Raw genomic sequence first — 17,624 nt, forward strand, 5'->3', positions numbered from 1 at the left:
TCAGGCGGAACCGGGCCCGGCTCTCTTCGGGCGGCGCCAGGGGTGGAGAAGGCTGGTGGCGATGTCAGCGGTCGGGGGGAAGGACGCGGGGTCACCGATCCCGACCGCGATCGGCTCCCGGCCGGGCCGCCAGGTGTAGCTGCCGAAGAGGTGGTCCCAGATCGACAGGTCCGATCCGTAGTGGCCCGCCTCGGACAGGTCGACGCTGTGGTGCAGGCGGTGTTGTTCGGGGCTGGCGAGCACATGGTTGAACCGGCCGATGTGCACGTCGATGTTGGCGTGGACGAAGTAGCCCTGCGCGGCCACGAAAAGACCCACGACGAATACGGATTCCCGGGAGAATCCGATCGTGGCCAGAGCCAGCTGCACAGCCCCCTGTGCGAGCATGATGTCGAGGACATGATTGACCCCGTTATTGGCGACATTCACTTTCTGCGGCACATGATGCACGCCGTGCAGTCGCCACAGCATCGGGCTGGAGTGCCCCAGTCTGTGTACGAGATAGCTCGCCAGCGAACCGGTCAGCAGAGCCGCTGGAATTTCCTGCCAGAGATGGACCGCGGGTTCGTCGGGTGCCACCACTGAAACAGCGGCGATGACCATATATTGCGCCAGGGCACTGGCCGCCATCGTCAGCAGGAAGTAAACGCCGTACCAACGCCACTCGTCGGCGTTCGGGTGCCAGGTACGCCGGTGCGGAATGAGACGTTCGAGAGCTGTGAGGTAGGAAATGGCGCCGAGCAGGAAGAGCGGGCTCACCCGGCCGGGATCCCAGTCCAGCCGGAGAGCGGCTGCGGCCACGGAAAACGTGGCCGCCAACAGGAAGGGGTATGCCGATACACGGAGGACGGCGCGTGCTGAAAGCACGGCCGTATTCTCATTCCGCGCCGGGCCGGAATCCGCGCCCGGACCACCACCGGGTGGCGGTTCGCCATTTTCCATCCGCAGCACCTTTACAAAGGACCAGTACAGAGAATTACGCAGACCGCAGCGAAGCAGACCGCGCTGGAAGAACTGATGACTTCCTGCGGGCGCACGGAACCGGAGTGACGGACGCCGCTGGTCACGCACGAAGGAATTTATACCTGGGACTGATGTGAACCGTGTTACGGGCCTTGCGAACTTGAGCAGGACCGCCGGCCGGTCCCGCTCTGTTTCCATTTCCCGTCCCGACGCCCTCAACCGTCGGATTCCAGCCTCATCACGACACTCCGGAAACCCTCGGTCGTTTTCGCGACCTCGTTTGATTTGGCATGAGGAGGGCGGACCAGCCGGGCGGAATGCGAATAATTCGACCAGCCACGAAGCGAGTCACTAATAATATTGATAATCTATTGGGACTTTATAATTCGACCCGTCGGGCGAGGGTTCTTCGCATGTCCGGGACGTCCTGAGGAGATCTGGGAATGGCCGGCATACCGCGACGGCGTTCCGCTGAGGGCCGGGATCCCGCCCGTCTCGGCCAGGAGGTCGGCGAGGCCCCGGTCCGGTCCCGGCGACACGGCGGTGGCGATGGCGCCCCGCACGCCCCGGCATCGGGCGGATGGGCGCGCGGGAGGCAGTCGGGTCCGCCATGGCTCATAAGTGCCGGATGCAGAACGCCAATGGTGTGTCGGCCGCTGCCGCGTTCCGGCCACCAGCCGTCGCGCGACGCGCGAGAAGTCCTCGTGGGTGGGCCCGGCGGCCACGCGCGACGTGATGTCGGCGCTTCCACGCGCCCCGACCACCCGCCCGCCTCCGGTACCCCGTCCGGACGGCTGGCGGCGTCGTCCTCCCGTCGTCTCGTCGTCTCGTCGCCTCGTCCGGGAGTGGCCTACCGCCTCCGCAGAGCAGCGGTGACGGCTTCGAGTACCTCGACGGGACGCAGCAGATCCGCGTAGCCGATCGGCGGCCTGCCCGTACGGGCCATCTCCAGGAACGCTTCCAGCCCCGGCACACAGTAGTTCGCGTCGAGGGCGAGAGTCTGCTGGACCACGCTGTCCTGAGTGAGCGTCATCCCGTGGAACGGGATCTGGTGCGTTTCGGTCGGTTCGACGAAGTTCACGACGACCCGGGTGCCGCCGGCGGTGAACGACGCGGTGACCGTGGTGTCGGTGGTGTCCGTGCGAACGTCGCGGATCTCACCGGGAGCGAGCCGGAGAGCGAGATCCACCGGGTGGATGCCGTAGAAGAAGATCCCGCCGTACTCGCCGTCGGGATCGGCCGGCCCCGACGTCACCACCACGTGCGGCGGCCCGCCCCGGGCGGACCGGGCCGCCAGCGCGTCCGCGTCGGGAATCCAGCGGAGCGCCGAGAACGACGTGAGCGGCGCGTCATGGGCGAGCGCGGTGTCGATGATTGCTCGGGCGTCCTCGACGGAGCAGGCCAGCGGCTTGTCGACGAATACCGGAAGTCCCTCGGCCAGGAAAGGGATCGCCTGGTCCCGGTGGTGCGCCCCGTGCCGGTCGGCGACAACGACGGCGTCCACCAGCCCGAGCAGGTCGGTGGGCTCGTCGACGACCTTCGCTATCCCTCCGGTGGACGCCAGCGCGTCGTTGCGCCGGCCGCGCCCGCCGCTGAGGGCCACGACGCGGGCGTCACCGCCCGCGTCGTGGACGTTGAGATGGCTGACGATGTGGTCGACATGGCTGTTCTCGGTGCCAACGATCCCGATGCGCATCGGGAGAGGTTACCTTCACGGTGACGTGCCTGGTCAGCGCGCTCCCCCGCTCATCGGGAGGAGACCCCTGGCACTGTGTACGCCTCCGCCGCCGCTCAGCCGGTTCCTCGGGTCGCCCATCGCGGTTTCAGGCGAGGGCCTCCGCCAGGATGGCGGCCGTCGCGGAGATCACCAGGTCGTCCGCCGCGGCGTCGGCGTCGCGCTTGGTGGACAGGACTGCCAGCACGATCGGCCCCTGGCCCGGTTGCCACGCGATGCCCACGTCGTTCGCTGTCCCGTAGCTGCCGGTGCCGGTCTTTTCGCCGACGGTCCAGTCGCCCGGAAGGCCCGCGCGCAGGCGTTTGTGACCTGTCGTGTTGGCCAGCAGCCACCCGGTCAATCGCTTCCGGTCCCCCGTCTCCAGGGCACGCCCGAGGACGAGCCGCGCATAGGTCTCGCCGATCGCGCGGGGAGTGGTGGTGTCGGTCACGCGGCCCGGCTCCGCCGAGTTCAGTTCCGGCTCCCAGCGGTCCAGCCGGGTCACCGCGTCTCCGACGGACCGGCAGAAGCGAGTGACGGACCTCGGTCCGCCGAGTTCCTCCAGCAGGAGGTTCGCCGCGGTGTTGTCGCTGAACGAGATGGCGGCCCCGCACAGGGCCTCCACCGTCATCCCGTGCGCGAGATTCTCCGGCTTGCCCGTCACCGGCGCGCCCTTCGCCCGCTCGATGTCCTGTTCCGTGTAGTGAATGACCTTCGACAGGAACGTCCCGTCATGGTCCAGGTCCCTCAGGACGGCCCCGACGGCCAGCGTCTTGAACGCCGAACACATGGGGAAGCGCTCATCGCCCCGATGCACGACACTCCTGCCCGTCACCGTGTTCCACCCGAACGCCCCCAGCCGAACGGCGTGTTCCCGCTCCAGCGCCTGCAGCTTCCGCTCCGTCGCGCTCCCCGGGCCGACGGCGTGCGCGGCCGACGTCATGGGACCGGCGGCCAGCACCGCCCCCAGGCCCCCGGCGAGCACTGCACGGCGTGACGCATTCCTCTTCGGCTTCAAGATCTCCGGCCCTCCTTCTCGTTCACATGCACTTCCTGCAACGACGTGTCCGGCGAGCCCGCCGGTTGCGTTCCCCGGCAACCAGGCCCCGTCCAGGCCGGGTTCGCGAGGTGGTGGTGCCGGTGTTGTCGCTCCGACCCATCGTGCAAGCGACGCGCCCCGGTGTGCGTCCGGTCGTTCTCCTTGTCCACGGCTCGCGCGTCGCCCGGCGCACCTTCACCACACTGCGGCTTCGAAGCGGTCGACGGCCCGGGGGCCGGTACCCGACGTTCGGGCAGGGCCCGCTCCGGCCCGGCCGAAATGCCGCATGGACATGGCCAAGTGCCCTGGATACCCTCGAACTTGGTCTAGACCTAGTGAAGCAGAGTGTGCCCGCTCTGCTCGTCTCGCGCGCCCCCACACCTCCCTCAGGAGCGAAGCATGCGCAGAAGGATCACCTCGTTACTGCTCGGGCTCGGCATCGCCGCAGCCTCCGTCCTCGTCACCGGCGGCAGTGCACAGAGCCATGGCTACACCGACGCCCCCATCAGCCGTCAGCAGCTCTGCGGCAACGGGACCGTGCGCAATTGCGGCCAGATCCAGTGGGAGCCGCCGAGCGTCGAGGGTCCGAAGGGCTTCCCCGCCCGAGGCCCTGTCGACGGCACGATCTGCGCCGGCGGTATCGGTCGGTTCTCCGAGCTCGACGACCCGCGCGGCGGTGCCTGGCCCGCGACCGAGGTCACCGGCGGGCAGAGCTACACCTTCCGCTGGCAGATCGAGGCACGGCACGCCACGACTGACTTCCGCTACTACATCACCAAGGACGGCTACGACCCCACCAAGCCCCTCACCCGGGCCGACCTGGATCCGCAGCCGTTTCTGACCGTGCCCTTCGGCGGCCGTCTGCCCGGTTCCACGGTGAGCCACTCCGGCGTCCTGCCACAGAAGTCGGGAAAGCACCTGATCCTCGGCGTCTGGACGATCGCCGACACCGGCAACGCCTTCTACGCCTGCTCGGACGTGACGTTCTGAGCGGGTGCCCGCAGGCCACACCCGTGCCGGCACCGGCACGGTGAGCGTGCGGTCCTCACGGGTGAGGACCGCACGCCCCGGCCACCGCACCGATGGCGAGATCCGGTGCGGCACACGGCCGACAGCGGAGGTCTCCTCGTGCCGGGCGCATGCGGGACATCCGGCAGCACGGCGTGGTGCCGTGGCTCTCGCCGTGCGCCGCCGCAGCCGATGAGGAAAGCCCTCAGCCGATGAGGGCCTCGGTGATCTGACGGGTGGTCTGCGCGGCGACCCGGGAGTCGACGGCGGCGTAGGAGGTGTATGCGTTCAGGCCGGTGGTCAGGGCCCAGCCGCGGCCCCGGGTCCAGGTGGCGTCGTCCACCCCCAGCTCGGCACGGAACGCGGCCCGGCTCCGGTCCGACAGCAGAGTGAAGGCGATGGTCAGATCGCAGGACGGATCGCCGATGCCGAGCTCGCCGAAGTCGATGACCGCGCTGAGCTCGCCGTCGGTGGTCAACAGGTTGCCCGTGTGGAAGTCACCGTGACACCAGACCGAAGGGCGGTCCCACTCGGGGGCGTTCAACGCCGCTTCCCACAACTCGGTCATGGCCCCGGCGTCGAACGCTCCGTCGGCCTCGGCGATCGCGGCCCGGGTGGCACGGTCCCGGTCGGCCAGCGACCGTACCGTCAGATCACCGCGGGCGTCCTCTCCCGGTGCGATCCGCTGAAGAGCCGTCAGGAACCTGGCCAGTGCGACAGCGGTGTCCGCCGAGTCGGCCAGTGCCTCGACGGTCGCCACCTCGCCGTCCAGCCAACGGGAAACCGCCCACGGCCACGGATAGCCGAAGTCCGGCCGGCCCACCCCCACCGGTACCGGAATGGCGAGCGGCAGGTGCGGGGCGAGCCGGGGCAGCCATGCGGACTCCTTGACGGCCTGATCACCGGCCCCGTCGTGGCGGGGCAGCCGGACGGAGAGCTCATCGCCCAGCCGGTGGATCACATGGTCCGAGCCCGCCGGGTCGAGCAGCCGCAAGGGCAGCCCGGCCCACTGCGGAAACTGTGTGTCGACCAGGCTCCTGACCAGTACGGCATCGATCACGGGGCGAGTGTCCGCGACTTCCTCGGTCGTCAAGATGCCTCCGTCGTCCGGCCCGCTCCGTGCGGCGAGCACTCGAAGTCATCACAGTGCGTGGCGGGCCGTCTGTCGACTGGATTTCGGCCACGCACCTCCGGCTCTCCAGCCGGGCGGACCCGGCGTCCCTGACGGACGCGGCAGGGTCGGCGTACCCGGCAGGACGAGGCGGACTCCGGTCGGCTGCTTGACGGAGCGTCGGGCGCGTCGGCGGTGGCCTGAACGCGGCGGTCCCGGACGACGAGGCCGGTCCGAATGCCACCGGGCCGGGTCTGTTCGCACGGACCAAGACCGTGGCGGAACGGAACCGTGTGGGATACCGAGGGCGGTTTCCCCGTCACTCGGCCGTGGCGAGCCGGTCCTGCGGATGGACGGTGACGAGAGCGATCCCCCCGCAGCACACCGCGAGCAGGAGCAGTTCGGTGGCCGACGGCGCGGGCGCGGTGTTCAGCGCCCAGTCGCCGAGGCGCACGGTGAACGGGACGGCCAGCTGCACAGCGGCCGTGAAGACCGGTCCGCGCAGCAGGATGAGCCGGTGTTGTACGAGGTAGGCGGGCGCGTAGAGAGCCGCGCCCAGCACGACGACACCGCCGGTCACGGCGGGTGTCGGCGGGTGGGCGATCAGCACGGGCAGCGCCATCGGGAGCAGCAGGCAGGTGGCGGCGGCGAGCAGCACGGGGAGTACGGCGAGGGGCGGCAGCCCGGCCAGCCGTTCCCGGTACAGGAACCCGTACACCGCGAACGCCGCGGTCGCGGCCACCACCATCAGCAGTCCCTCCCCGTCCAGGTCTCCCGCGCCCGCGCCGAGCGCCGCATACCCGGCGGCAGCCGCACAGGCCAGGATCGCCCCCGCCGCCTTGCGCGGGCCGGACCGTTCTCCGAAGAACACCGCGCCCACCGCCACCGAGGCGCATGGCATCAGTGCGACGACGAGGTTGGTCAGCGACGTTCCGATGCGCGGGATCGCGAGGAGGGTGCCGGCCGCGTAACCGGCGAAACCGAGCAGGCTCAGCAGCCACATGGTGGCGGGGCGGGCGGCGGCACGGCGCAGATCGGCCCGGCCGGCCGCGCTGGAGGCGGCGACGGCGGTGAGCACCGCACAGCACACCGCGGTGCGGCCCACGGCGACGATCAACGGGTCCGTCCCGGAGACCAGGGCGCCGGAGAGCAGCCACGTCCCGGCGAGCAGCAGGACGAGAGCACCCGGCACGGCATGGCCTTTCCTCAGGCGGTCGAGGGACGGACGGCCGGGCTCGGGCCGACAGGTTGCCCGGTCCCCCGTGGCCGCCACCCGCCGGTTGGCTGTCACGGCTCTCGTCCACCCCGAGGAGCCCCGGCTCGGACCACCATCATGGTGTGCCCGGAGACAGCCGTCCACCGGCTCGTGTCCCCTGCCGCGACGTCACTCCGGCCAGGGGGAATCCAGGATGGTGTCCACGAAGTCGCCCCGCTCGAATCCGGGTGTGTAACGCGCCAGGACATCGGCCTTCACATTGCCGAAGGTGGTGTCCGGCTTGGGTTCGATGCCTTCGGTGAAGGCCCGGAGAATGCGCTGTTTGAAGTCGGGGCGGGGATGCAGGGCAACGATCGAGGCGCGGTCCGCGTCGCTGATGTCCCCGTACCCGATGCCGAGCACGTCGTACTCCACCCCCGCGGTCACCAGGGCGACCTCGGGTTCCATGTACTGGGGGATTCCCGGTGTCGTGTGGAGCGCGATCGACGTCCAGACACGACGGATGCTGTCCTCGGGCACGCCGTGGCTCTGCAGGAAGCTCCGTGCCTCGTCGGCGCTGTCCACCTCGAACCGGCGCCCGCTGCCCCGGAACTCCTCGTTGAGGCCCAGGTCGTGGAACATGGCCCCGATGTAGAGCAGTTCCGGGTCGAAGCTCAGTCCCTTGTTGCGGCCCTGCAGACTGCCGAAGAAGTAGACGCGGCGGGAGTGGTGGTAGATCAGGTCGTCGGTCGCGTCACGCACCAGTTCGGTGGCCGCGGCGGCCAGTCGGGTGTCGGGCACCGTCACTCCGGTGACGGACGCGAGGTCGGCACTGCTGGTCATGTGGACTCCTTCTTCGTACGGATGTCGGGGCCTCTCCTGCGGATGTCGGGGCTTCTCGTCCGATTCTCCAGCCGGTGGCCCTTCTCCGCCCGGTTCAGCCGTCGGCGGCGTCCGCCCTGTCCGCCAGGGAGAGATGGAGGTGGGCCAGGTCGTGCGGGACGGGCCCGTCGTGACGGAAGAGGGGCGGGCTCTCCCCGTCGGCGGCCGTCGCCGGGGCGTCCGTGAGGCCCAGACGCGTGCGCAGTCGCCCGTAGAAATCGTGCGGACCGAGCCTGATGACGCGCAGACGACGCGGTGCCGCGTACACCCCCAGCCAGTCTCCGGCGTGCAGTACGCCGCGCAGCTGACCATCGATCGTGACCGCGCCCTGCCCCGAATGCGACAGGACCCGCACCGCGACCGGTTCGTCCGGGGCGACGACGACGGTGCGGTTGAAGGTCATATGGGGTGCGACGGGCGTGAAGAGGACGGCGTCCATGCGGGGTGAGACCACCGGGCCGCCCGCGGCGAAGCTGTAGGCGGTCGACCCGGTGGGCGTGGCCATGATCACGGCATCGGCCGAGTACGAGGCGAGGAGCCGACCGCCGATGTAGACGCCGAGACTCACCTGCCGGTCGCGCGCGAGTTTCTCGACGACGATGTCGTTGAGGGCTATGACGTCCAGCGCCACCCCCCAGCCCTCCGCCGCGGCCTCCGCCTCCCGGTCCACCTGGGGAGGCGGCAGCATCGGGCGCCGTCCGTAGCCCATCAGGGCGTCGATGTCCTTGGGCACTTCGAGCACGCGGGAGGCCCGCATCGTCAGCGTCATGCGTTCCTCGACATCGGCCTGCCCGTGGTGGACGGCATCGAGAGCCCGGACGACGTCCTCGGCCGGCACCTCGGTCAGGAAGCCGACCCGGCCCAGGTCGATCCCGAGGACGGCTGCGTTGTTCTTGGCCGCGATCCGGGCACCGCGCAGAAATGTTCCGTCGCCGCCGAGCGTCACGATGAGATCGGGGTTGCCCGCGACATCCGCCTCCTCACGGCCGCCGCGCCGCCGTGCGTCGTCACGCCACACGTCGATCTCCATGCACGGAATGCCCTCGCCCGCGCACCAGCCGCGCACGACGTGCTCCGTGGCGACGGCCTCGGGACGGCCCCGGTGGACAACCACTCCCACCCGCTCGACACTCATCTCGCTCCGACTCCCCGTCTTCCGACGATGTGGCGACGTCCTGGTCCCACCTTGACCGTCCTGGGGTGTACCGGCTCGGTCGCCGGGCCGACGGACGTTCCTCGGTCAGGCGATCGGGCCCCGGAGCGACCTGCCCGCCGCGCGGGCAGACTGGTGAGGAAGGGTCTGTCCGCTCTTCATGTACGGGACCCGTCCGAGTCCACCCGGTGGTCCCTGGGGCTGCGGCGCCCCGCACCCCGTGCGCTCGTCGTTTCTGTCCGGAGGACTGTCATGACCGCGGTCCGGACGTCCAGGCGCAGTCGACGTCGCCTCACCGCGTCGGCCGGGGCCGTGGCTCTCGCCGCCGCCTCGATCGGCCTGTGGGCCACCACCGGCTCCCCGGCACGTACCGCCGTCCTCCCGACCCCCGATCATGTGGTGGTCGTGGTGATGGAGAACCACGCCTACAGCCAGGTGATCGGCAGTTCCAGCGCCCCGTACATCAACCACACGCTGAAGGCGGGCGGCGCGAACCTCACCCGGTCCTTCGGGCTCACCCATCCCAGCGAGCCGAACTACTACATGCTGTTCTCGGGCTCCGACCAGGGCCGCACCGACGACAGTTGCGTGGGCGTCGGTTCCCTGTCCGCACCCGATCTCGCCTCGGAGCTGATCGCCGCGGGAAAGACCTGGGCCAGCTACAACGAGACGCTGCCCAGCCAGGGTTCGACCGTCTGCAGCAGCGGCGACTACGCCCAGACGCACAATCCCTGGTTCGGATTCTCCAATGTGCCGACCAGTACCGCGAAGACCATGACGCAGTTCCCGGCCGACTTCACGAACCTGCCGAAGGTGTCGTTCGTCGTGCCGAACGTTTGCGACGACATGCACGACTGCTCGGTGGCCACCGGCGACACCTGGATCAAGAACGAGCTGGGTGCGTACGCCGCCTGGGCCAAGACCCACAACAGCCTTCTGGTCGTCACGTTCGACGAGGACGACAAGGCGTCGGACAACCACATCCCCACTCTGCTCTACGGAGAGCACGTCACCCCCGGCAGCTCCAGCGGTGCCGCCTACAACCACTACGACGTCCTGCGCACCCTGGAGGACCTGGCCGGGCTGACGACACACGCCGGCAACGCGGCCTCGGCGTCCGACATCACCGGTATCTGGGACTGACAGCGGTGTGTCTCGCGGACTCCCCCCGCACCGAAGCCGCCGCCCCGGACGCGCGTCCGGGGGCGGACGGCCGCGGTGTCCGCCGGTTCGCCTGCTCGCCGGCGTTCGGCTTCGCGTGGAGCGTGTGGGGAGGGCGGACGAGTCTCGCCGCCACCGCACCGGCCGTCAGCACGGTGGCGGCCGCGATCGTCCCGCACGGCGCGGAGTGCGGCCCGCCGGCTGATGACGTCCGCCGTCGCCCCGGCCCATCCGGGGTGACGGCCCGGAGGGCCGGAACGGGGACACGGTCCCCGCCCCGGCCCATCCGGTGTGGTCAGGACTGCACGTCCTCCGGAATGCTGACCAGCCATCGGGTCTCCCCGCGGGGTCGCAGGTACAGCACCCAGTAGAGCGTGGCGACCGCCGTGATCCCTCCGGTCCACAGCAGGTACTCGGTTTCCTGCTGGGTCAGGATGTACGCGAGCACGGCGACGAGCAGCAAGGGGATCGCGGGCCACAGCGGCATGCGCCAGGCCGGCGTCTCACGGTGCGCGCCGCGGCGGCAGAGCAGGGCGGCGACCGCCACCAGCAGATACATGCCGGTGACGGAGACACCGGTGACGCCGTACAGGGTGTCGAGGTTGACGAAGCAGAGCGCCGCTCCGGGGACGCCGACGACCAGGGTCGCCACCCACGGGGAGCCGAACCGGCCGAGGCGGGACAGCGCGGCGTTGACCGGCTCGGGCCAGGCCTTGTCGCGGGCGGAGGCGAACAGGACCCGTGAGTTCTGGATGACCATGACGATGCCCGCGTTGATGATCGCGAGAGCGACGCAGAGGCTGACGAACGTGCCGACGGCCGAGTTGGACCAGGCGGCGACCATGGTGTTCAGGTCCCCGGAGGTCAGGGCCGCGAGGTCCGGGGCGCCGAGCGTGATGGCGATGACCGGGACGAGGATGACCGCCGTGGAGATGGCGAGGGTGGCGAGCACGGTACGGGCGACGTTGCGCCGCGGGTTCTCCAGTTCCTCCGAGAGGTAGACCGCCGTGGAGAAGCCCTGGGTGATGAACAGCGCGATCGCGAGCCCGGAGACCACCATCATCGCGGTGACCGTGGAACTCGTTCCGCCCGACGAGGCGACCGACCCGTGCACCAGCGCGGAGGCCCCCCGCTCGGAGTGCGCGAATCCGAGAACCGCGACGACGCCCGCCGCGATCACTTCCAGGACGAGGAAGATCCCGGTGATCCACGCGTTGGCGCGCAGGTCCAGGAGGCCGGCGAGGGTGGCGAGCACCATGACGCCCGCGCCCGCGGCGGGGGCCGGAATGTGCACGACGGGGGCGAGGTAGTCGGCCGTTCCCATGGCGATGACCGGGGGAACGATCATCACGACCAGCAGGGAGAGCACGAAGACGAGCCACCCGGCGAGTCGTCCCGCCATGGTCGACACCATGGCGTACTCGCCGCCCGCACTCGGAATGAGGGTGCCGAGCTCCGAGTAGCAGAAGGCGACCGCGATACAGAGCAGTGAGCCGATGGCGATGGTGAGGGCGGTGTACGTGCCTAGGCTGGAGAACAGGTCCGGAACGACCACGAAGAGGGTCGAGGCGGGCGTCACACAGGAGAGCGTGAGCAGTGTTCCGCCCACGACGCCGATGGAACGCTTGAGCTTCTGTGGGGTGGGGCCGGTCGCCGGCGCGAGCGCCTGGGGAGCGCTGAGCGTTTCGGTCATCGTGCGATTCCGATCAACAGGTGCGGTGTCTGAGCACGGGAGCGGTATCGCCTCCAGACGAGGACGTGGTGAGTGGTTTCATCGCTCCCAGCGCGACATGCAATCCTGACGAGTTCCGCAGGTCAAGAGCCGTTCACCTTCGGAATTCGTTGTTTCGGAAGCAGAATGCGACCGTTTGGCGTTAAGAAGGCGTCAATCTGTTGGGGATCGGCGGGTACGGGAACCGCAGCCGGATTCCGTGGAAAGTTTTGCCCGTTCCGGATTCCGGAAGGGTGCGGCGCCCCGGGGCGCCGCGAAGCCAAGGTGCCGCGGGTCGCGCATCCACCGTCTTGGTGCCAGCCTGGACACATGGCTTGGGCGTCATGGACGACTCGCGGTGTGTTCTCCGGGCACGGTGGCGTGCTGACGGAAGAGGTTGGCGTCCTGTCCGGGGACCTGACCGTGCACACGACCTGGGCCGATGACACGGCCCAGGTGACTGTGCAGTACACAGGGGCGATCGACTGGTTCACCATGTCCGGCAGTCCGGTGCCGTGCTGCTCGGAGGATGACAGCCGGCGGCTGCACGACGCGGTGGTGCGATCCGTTCGGGAGGGAGAGGCGGCCACGGTCCCCAGACCGCCGCCGCAGAACTCGGAGCGGCCCGCGGAGAGCGCCCAGGAGTGACGGTCACATCGCGCGGCGCACGGTGGGGCGCGACGCCCCGCACGGGCACGTCGGACTCGTGTGGGCACAGCGGCGGCACGCACGTCGCGGGTCGCCACGGGACAGCCCTTAGGATCCTTTGCGTGAGCGGAGCGTTCAGCGGCTGGACAGAGCAGGCATTCGAGCTCCTTCTGCGGTTGGAGGGCGCGCCTTCGCAAGAGGCACGCGAGAAACTCCGGAAGGACCGGGAACGCCTCGTCCGGCAACCCATGATCGCGTTGCTGAACGATGTGGCGGACGCGGACCGGGCGTACGAGGACTTCTCCGTCTGGGGGTTCCGCAAGGATCCGTGGTGGTGGCAGCATCAGGCGGCGGTGATCCGGATCGCGCGCAATGTCCAGATCAGCCTGCGCTTCGACCTCGACGGGCTCCGGATCTCTGGTGGCTGGAGCTATCCGGATCCGGGGCAGATCCCGTTGTTCCGTACGGCAGTTGCCGCGCGAGGGAGCGGACCGGAGCTGGTGCGCGCCGTCGGGTCCCTGGAGGCGCGAGGGTACGAGATCACCGGTGATGTCATGCAGCGCATGCCGCGTGGTCACGACGCCGGTCATCCGCGCGCCGCCTTCCTTCGGTACCGCTCGGTGTCCGCCGCCCGCCCCCTCGGCGGGGACTGCGCCGAGCACACGGCGGCGCTGGTCGACTCCGTGCTCGTGGCGGCGGAGGAATTGGCGCCCCTGCTGTCCTGGCTCGCCCGCCATGTGGCTGTTACGGGCTGCCGTCGGCCTGGCACGTGACGTCGCCGCCGCATGCGGCCCTTGCCGACGAGCTGCCGAAAGGCGGTCCCTGACCGGGTGGGTGGTCCGTTGCCGGGAGAAGTGTCCGGCCTCTCGCCACCCGTCGGTCCTGAACCGCCTTTCGGTGCCGCTGTGCGTCAGTACGCCCCGAAGACGTTGTCGATCGAACCGTACTTGTGGGCGGCGTAGTTGCACGATGCGGTGATGTTGGCGACCGGGTCGTAGCTGTCCATCGCCGTTCCGGGCACGTGGTAGGCACGGAATGTCGGGTCGATGATCTGCAGGAGACCCTTGGACGGGGTGCCCGCGGCGGCGTTCGAGTCCCAGTTGTTGATGGCCAGCGGGTTGCCGGAGGACTCGCGCATGATGTTGCGGTGGATGCTGTCGTAGCTGCCGGGGATGCCGTGCTGGGCCATGACGGCCAGCGCCTCCCTGATCCAGCCGTCCAGATTGTTCGCGTACGTCACGGGCTTCACCGCCGAGGTGGTCGCGGCCGATACAGCGACGGTCTTCACGGTGGAGGCGGCGGCGTTGTTCGCGGCGGGTGCGGCTGCCCCGATTGTCAGCGTCATGCCCGGGACAATCAGTTCAGGGTTGTCGCCGACGACCTTTCGATTGTCCGCGTACAGCTTCTTCCAGCCGCCGCTGAGGGAATGCGCATTCGCGATCTTGGAAAGGGTGTCACCGGCGATCACGGAATACGTCGCGGGCGCAGCCTTCTGTACGGAAACTTCCTTTGCGGTGGCGGTCTTCGGCGCCACGGCCGCCTTGGGGGCGGTGGCGGCCTGCGCCGGCGCGGCGGAGGCGAAGCCGGCACCCACCAGCGGAAGTACGAGGGCGACTCCGCCGGTGGCCGCGGCGATGAAACCGCGGGTCAGCGAAGTGGACGTGCGGCGACCGTGCTTAACCGTTGCGGACATGCTGAATTCCTCTCCGTCGCCTGCGAGGTGAGCTGTCGGGTTCGGACTGGAGATGTCCGGCCGCAAGTGAATGCGGCTTCACCCCGAGCCGTTCCGGATACCGGACCGGCGGCTTACCTGGGTCCCCCGCTCCTGCCGAACATGAGTGGGTCGGATTCTCGGACGGCGGCAGGATTTGGCGTTCCGTCCGGATTGACGGTGACCGTAGGCGAGAAACACCAAAAGGAACAAGCCCCTGCTTTTGGATCACATTTCATTTGCAAGATCGAGTAACGGAATTCGCAGTAATCCACCTCACACCGCGCGGCCAAATTTCCGCGCACAGAAGGGAAGTGCGCCGACCTGCCGAGTCCGCCGGAACCCCGAACGTGACTCACGCCACGAAGTCACAAAAGGGGCATTTCCTTCATCGCCCAAATGGTGCAGTCAATAGACAAAGGCTCATTATCGACGAAATTATTAATCATGAGCAAAACGCCCACACATGGACATATGGGCATCGACTCGAAGACTCTCCACTCCGGCATGCCACTCATCGGACCGACCGCGTCCGACAGGGCTCCGTCACCCCGGGGCTTTGCCTTTCGTCCCGCGGCTCGTTATCGTTCCTAACGGCCCTGTTGTCTCCGATAGAGGTGGACGTTGCGCATCTGAGGTTCGCGAACATCGCGCCGTACGGCCCCTGCCGTACGCCCGTCACGCAGTAGCAGTGTTTTCTCCTGCCCGTGACCCCGCGTGGATGCGACCTCGGTGCCTCAGCCGTCCTTCGACCTTCCGGACTGCCGCACCCTCCTTCTCGGCACGGTCGCTGCGTGGTGCTCGCATACGAAGCCCCCCTTCACCACGCTTGCGACTGCGAGGATCACCATGGCGACACCCACTGCCCCCAGCGCTTCGCTCACCTGCTCCGCTCTGTCCTTCCAGTGGCCGGACGGCACGACCGTCTTCGACGGCCTCTCGCTCAGCATCGGCCGGGGCCGCACCGGTCTCGTCGGTACCAATGGCGCGGGCAAGTCCACCCTGCTGCGACTACTGGCCGGCCGACTGCGCCCCTCCCTGGGCTCGGTGGCGGTCTGCGGCAGCCTCGCCTACCTGCCGCAGAACATCACCCTCGACACGATGCTGCGTGTGGACGAGGCCCTCGGCATCGCCGAGCGGCGCGCCGCGCTGCGCGCCATCGAAACCGGGGATGTGGACGAGAGGCACTTCGAGACGATCGGCGACGACTGGGACGTCGAGGAACGGGCCGTGGCGACCCTGGGCTCCCTGGGACTCGGCAGCATCGAACTGGACCGCACCGTGGCCCAGTTGTCCGGAGGCGAGACCGTCCTTCTACGTCTGGCCGCACTGCTGCTGGAGCGTCCCGATGTCCTTCTGCTGGACGAGCCGACCAACAACCTCGATGTGCTCGCCCGGCGCAGGCTCTACGAGGCCGTCGACAACTGGCGCTCCGGCGTGCTGGTCGTGGTCAGCCACGACCTCGAACTGCTGGAGCGCGTCGACCGCATCGCCGAACTCCGGTCCGGTTCCGTGAACTGGTACGGCGGCGGCTGGTCGGCCTACCAGGAAGCGCTGAGCATCGAGCAGGAGGCCGCCGGAAGGATGTTGCGCGCCGCAGAGGCGGATGTGCGCCGGCAGAAGCGCGAACTGGAGGAGACCCAGGTGAAGCTGGCCCGGCGCCAGCGTCAGGGGAGGAAGGCGGAGGCCGACGGCGGACTCCCGAAGATCCTCGCCGGCCGCCGGAAGCGGTCCGCGCAGGAGTCCGCGGGAAAGCTTCGCGGCCTCCAGGAGGACCGGCTCAGCGAGGCGCGCGACCGTCGCGAGGAGGCCGCGGACGCGATCCGTGACGATGCCGAGATCCGCGTGAGCCTCCCCCGCACCGCCGTTCCCGCCGGCCGCACCGTGCTGAGCCTGCACGAACTGCGCCCCCGGTTCGGCCGGCTGCACCAGGGCGACCTCCATGTGCACGGGCCCCAGCGGATCGCGCTCGTCGGGCGCAACGGCGCCGGCAAGACGACACTGATGCGCACCCTCACCGGCGAGCTGGCTCCGCTGTCCGGCGAGGCCAGGACGTACGTACCCTTGCGATTCCTTCCGCAGCGGCTGGACGTGCTGGACGACGAGCTCAGCGTCGCGGCGAACGTGGCCCGGATGGCTCCCGGGGTCACCGACAACCACATCCGTTCCCAGCTGGCACGCTTCCTGTTCCAGGGCAAGCGCGCGGAACAGCCGGCGGGCACCCTCTCCGGCGGAGAGCGCTTCCGTGCCGCGCTCGCCGCGGCGATGCTCGCCGCACCGGCCCCGCAGTTGCTGATGCTGGACGAGCCGACCAACAACCTCGACATCGCCAGCGTGCGGCAGCTGACCAGCGCACTCGAGTCCTACGAGGGAGCGTTGTTGATCGCGAGCCACGACCTGCCGTTCCTCGAATCGGTCGGCATCACCCGCTGGCTGGTCCTCGGGGAGGAACTCCAGGACACCACCGCGGAGGAGGTGGGCGACCTGCTCGCGGCGTCGGAAGCGGGCTGATCAGCCGCGTAACTCCGAGGAACACGTACGGAAGGGGGTGCGGGCCATGAGGCCGGGGCCCGCACCCCCGCCAGGGGTCAGAGCCTGGCGATGATCTTGTTCATCTTCTCGATCTCGGCCGTCTGGGCCGTGATGACGGCGTCGGCGAGCTTCTTCGCGTCGGCGTTGCCGCCCTTGTTCAGCTCGGTCTCGGCCATGGTGACCGCGCCCTCGTGATGGCCGATCATGAGCTGGGCGAACTTCTTGTCGAAGTCCTTGCCCTTGGCTGCCTCAAGGCCGCTCATGTCCTTGTCGGACATCATCCCGGGCATTGCGGAGCCGTTCGAGCCATGGTCCATGCCAGGCATGTCACCCATCGAGGACGAGGCCGCGGGCAGCGGCTTGCCCCAGGACTTCAGCCAGCCCTTCATGGTGCTGATCTCGGGGTCCTGGGCCTTCTCGATCGCGGCGGCCAGCGCCTTGATCTCGGGGTCGGCGGCGCGGCCGTCGGCCAGCTTCGCCATCTCGACGGCCTGCTGGTGATGCGGGATCATCTGCTGCGCGAACTCCACGTCCGCGGCGTTGAACGCACCGCCGGGAGTGGCCGACGCGGCGGCACTGCCGGAGCCGTGGTCCATGCCGGGCATGGACGCGCTGTCGGACTTGGAGCTTTCGGAGGAGCCACAGGCCGCCAGCGTCAGAGCGAGCGCGGCAACAGTGCCGACGGCCGCGAGCGTGCGGCGACGGGTGGCGGAGGACGGAGAAACGGACATCACACGTTCTTTCCAGGTGGATTGCGCCACATCGGTGGCGCGCGAAAGGGACAGGAGCATCCGGC

At 69.1% G+C, this 17,624-nt stretch carries 15 protein-coding genes and 1 riboswitch; of the genes, 5 read left to right on the forward strand and 10 right to left on the reverse strand.

The annotated features are described in order from the left end of the window. The 3 genes from ACZ68L_RS31690 to bla all read right to left on the reverse strand — a co-directional run bounded on the left by ACZ68L_RS31690 (position 1) and on the right by bla (position 3,620). Positions 1–942, reverse strand: coding sequence for a sterol desaturase family protein (locus tag ACZ68L_RS31690; protein WP_469583873.1), 942 nt, complete (start codon positions 940–942; stop codon positions 1–3). An 871-nt stretch (positions 943–1,813) separates the two neighbouring features. Beyond that, a complete protein-coding gene (locus ACZ68L_RS31695; protein ID WP_469583708.1) occupies positions 1,814–2,659 on the reverse strand; it encodes a Gfo/Idh/MocA family protein in 846 nt (281 codons plus the stop codon). 127 nt (positions 2,660–2,786) lie between these two features. Next, positions 2,787–3,620 carry a class A beta-lactamase gene (gene bla / locus ACZ68L_RS31700; RefSeq protein WP_469583876.1) on the reverse strand — a complete coding sequence of 278 codons (834 nt, stop codon included), beginning with the start codon at positions 3,618–3,620 and terminating at the stop codon, positions 2,787–2,789. Positions 3,621–4,115: 495 nt separating this feature from the next. On the opposite strand from bla, the gene ACZ68L_RS31705 reads away from it, so the two are divergent. Next, a complete protein-coding gene (locus tag ACZ68L_RS31705; protein WP_469583711.1) occupies positions 4,116–4,706 on the forward strand; it encodes a lytic polysaccharide monooxygenase auxiliary activity family 9 protein in 591 nt (196 codons plus the stop codon). A gap of 223 nt (positions 4,707–4,929) precedes the next feature. Here ACZ68L_RS31705 and ACZ68L_RS31710 read toward each other — a convergent pair whose 3' ends face one another. The 4 genes from ACZ68L_RS31710 to ACZ68L_RS31725 form a co-directional block, all read right to left on the reverse strand. After that, positions 4,930–5,817 (reverse strand): aminoglycoside phosphotransferase family protein, encoded by an 888-nt coding sequence (locus tag ACZ68L_RS31710; protein WP_469583713.1) that lies wholly within the window; start codon positions 5,815–5,817, stop codon positions 4,930–4,932. Between the two features lie 337 nt (positions 5,818–6,154). Further along, entirely contained in the window at positions 6,155–7,027 is an 873-nt protein-coding gene (locus ACZ68L_RS31715; RefSeq protein WP_469583715.1) for a hypothetical protein, read from the reverse strand. A gap of 192 nt (positions 7,028–7,219) precedes the next feature. After that, a complete protein-coding gene (locus ACZ68L_RS31720) occupies positions 7,220–7,873 on the reverse strand; it encodes an HD domain-containing protein (protein ID WP_469583718.1) in 654 nt (217 codons plus the stop codon). Between the two features lie 94 nt (positions 7,874–7,967). Further along, the gene (locus tag ACZ68L_RS31725) at positions 7,968–9,047 is read right to left on the reverse strand and encodes an NAD(+)/NADH kinase (RefSeq protein ID WP_469583723.1); all 1,080 of its coding nucleotides are present in this window, start codon (positions 9,045–9,047) and stop codon (positions 7,968–7,970) included. A gap of 270 nt (positions 9,048–9,317) precedes the next feature. On the opposite strand from ACZ68L_RS31725, the gene ACZ68L_RS31730 reads away from it, so the two are divergent. Beyond that, positions 9,318–10,208, forward strand: a complete 891-nt coding sequence (locus tag ACZ68L_RS31730; protein ID WP_469583725.1) for an alkaline phosphatase family protein — start codon at positions 9,318–9,320, stop codon at positions 10,206–10,208. A 313-nt stretch (positions 10,209–10,521) separates the two neighbouring features. Here the strand turns inward: ACZ68L_RS31730 and ACZ68L_RS31735 are convergent, their stop codons facing one another. After that, a complete protein-coding gene (locus tag ACZ68L_RS31735; protein WP_469583728.1) occupies positions 10,522–11,919 on the reverse strand; it encodes an APC family permease in 1,398 nt (465 codons plus the stop codon). Between the two features lie 348 nt (positions 11,920–12,267). Between ACZ68L_RS31735 and ACZ68L_RS31740 the strand changes: the two genes are divergently transcribed. After that, a complete protein-coding gene (locus ACZ68L_RS31740; protein ID WP_469583730.1) occupies positions 12,268–12,585 on the forward strand; it encodes a hypothetical protein in 318 nt (105 codons plus the stop codon). A 122-nt stretch (positions 12,586–12,707) separates the two neighbouring features. Further along, on the forward strand, positions 12,708–13,358 hold the full coding sequence (locus ACZ68L_RS31745) for a DUF2461 family protein (RefSeq protein ID WP_469583732.1): 651 nt from the start codon (positions 12,708–12,710) through the stop codon (positions 13,356–13,358). A gap of 137 nt (positions 13,359–13,495) precedes the next feature. Here ACZ68L_RS31745 and ACZ68L_RS31750 read toward each other — a convergent pair whose 3' ends face one another. Further along, a complete protein-coding gene (locus ACZ68L_RS31750) occupies positions 13,496–14,278 on the reverse strand; it encodes a transglycosylase SLT domain-containing protein (protein ID WP_469583735.1) in 783 nt (260 codons plus the stop codon). A gap of 2 nt (positions 14,279–14,280) precedes the next feature. Further along, positions 14,281–14,441, reverse strand: a riboswitch (cyclic di-AMP (ydaO/yuaA leader). Positions 14,442–15,145: 704 nt separating this feature from the next. Between ACZ68L_RS31750 and ACZ68L_RS31755 the strand changes: the two genes are divergently transcribed. Beyond that, positions 15,146–16,807: an ATP-binding cassette domain-containing protein gene (locus tag ACZ68L_RS31755; protein ID WP_469583739.1), complete on the forward strand. Its 1,662-nt coding sequence runs from the start codon at positions 15,146–15,148 to the stop codon at positions 16,805–16,807. 77 nt (positions 16,808–16,884) lie between these two features. Here the strand turns inward: ACZ68L_RS31755 and ACZ68L_RS31760 are convergent, their stop codons facing one another. Beyond that, a complete protein-coding gene (locus tag ACZ68L_RS31760; RefSeq protein WP_469583741.1) occupies positions 16,885–17,559 on the reverse strand; it encodes a DUF305 domain-containing protein in 675 nt (224 codons plus the stop codon). Positions 17,560–17,624: the final 65 nt, after the last annotated feature.

Source organism: Streptomyces sp. NPDC104309 (genome assembly GCF_055584025.1).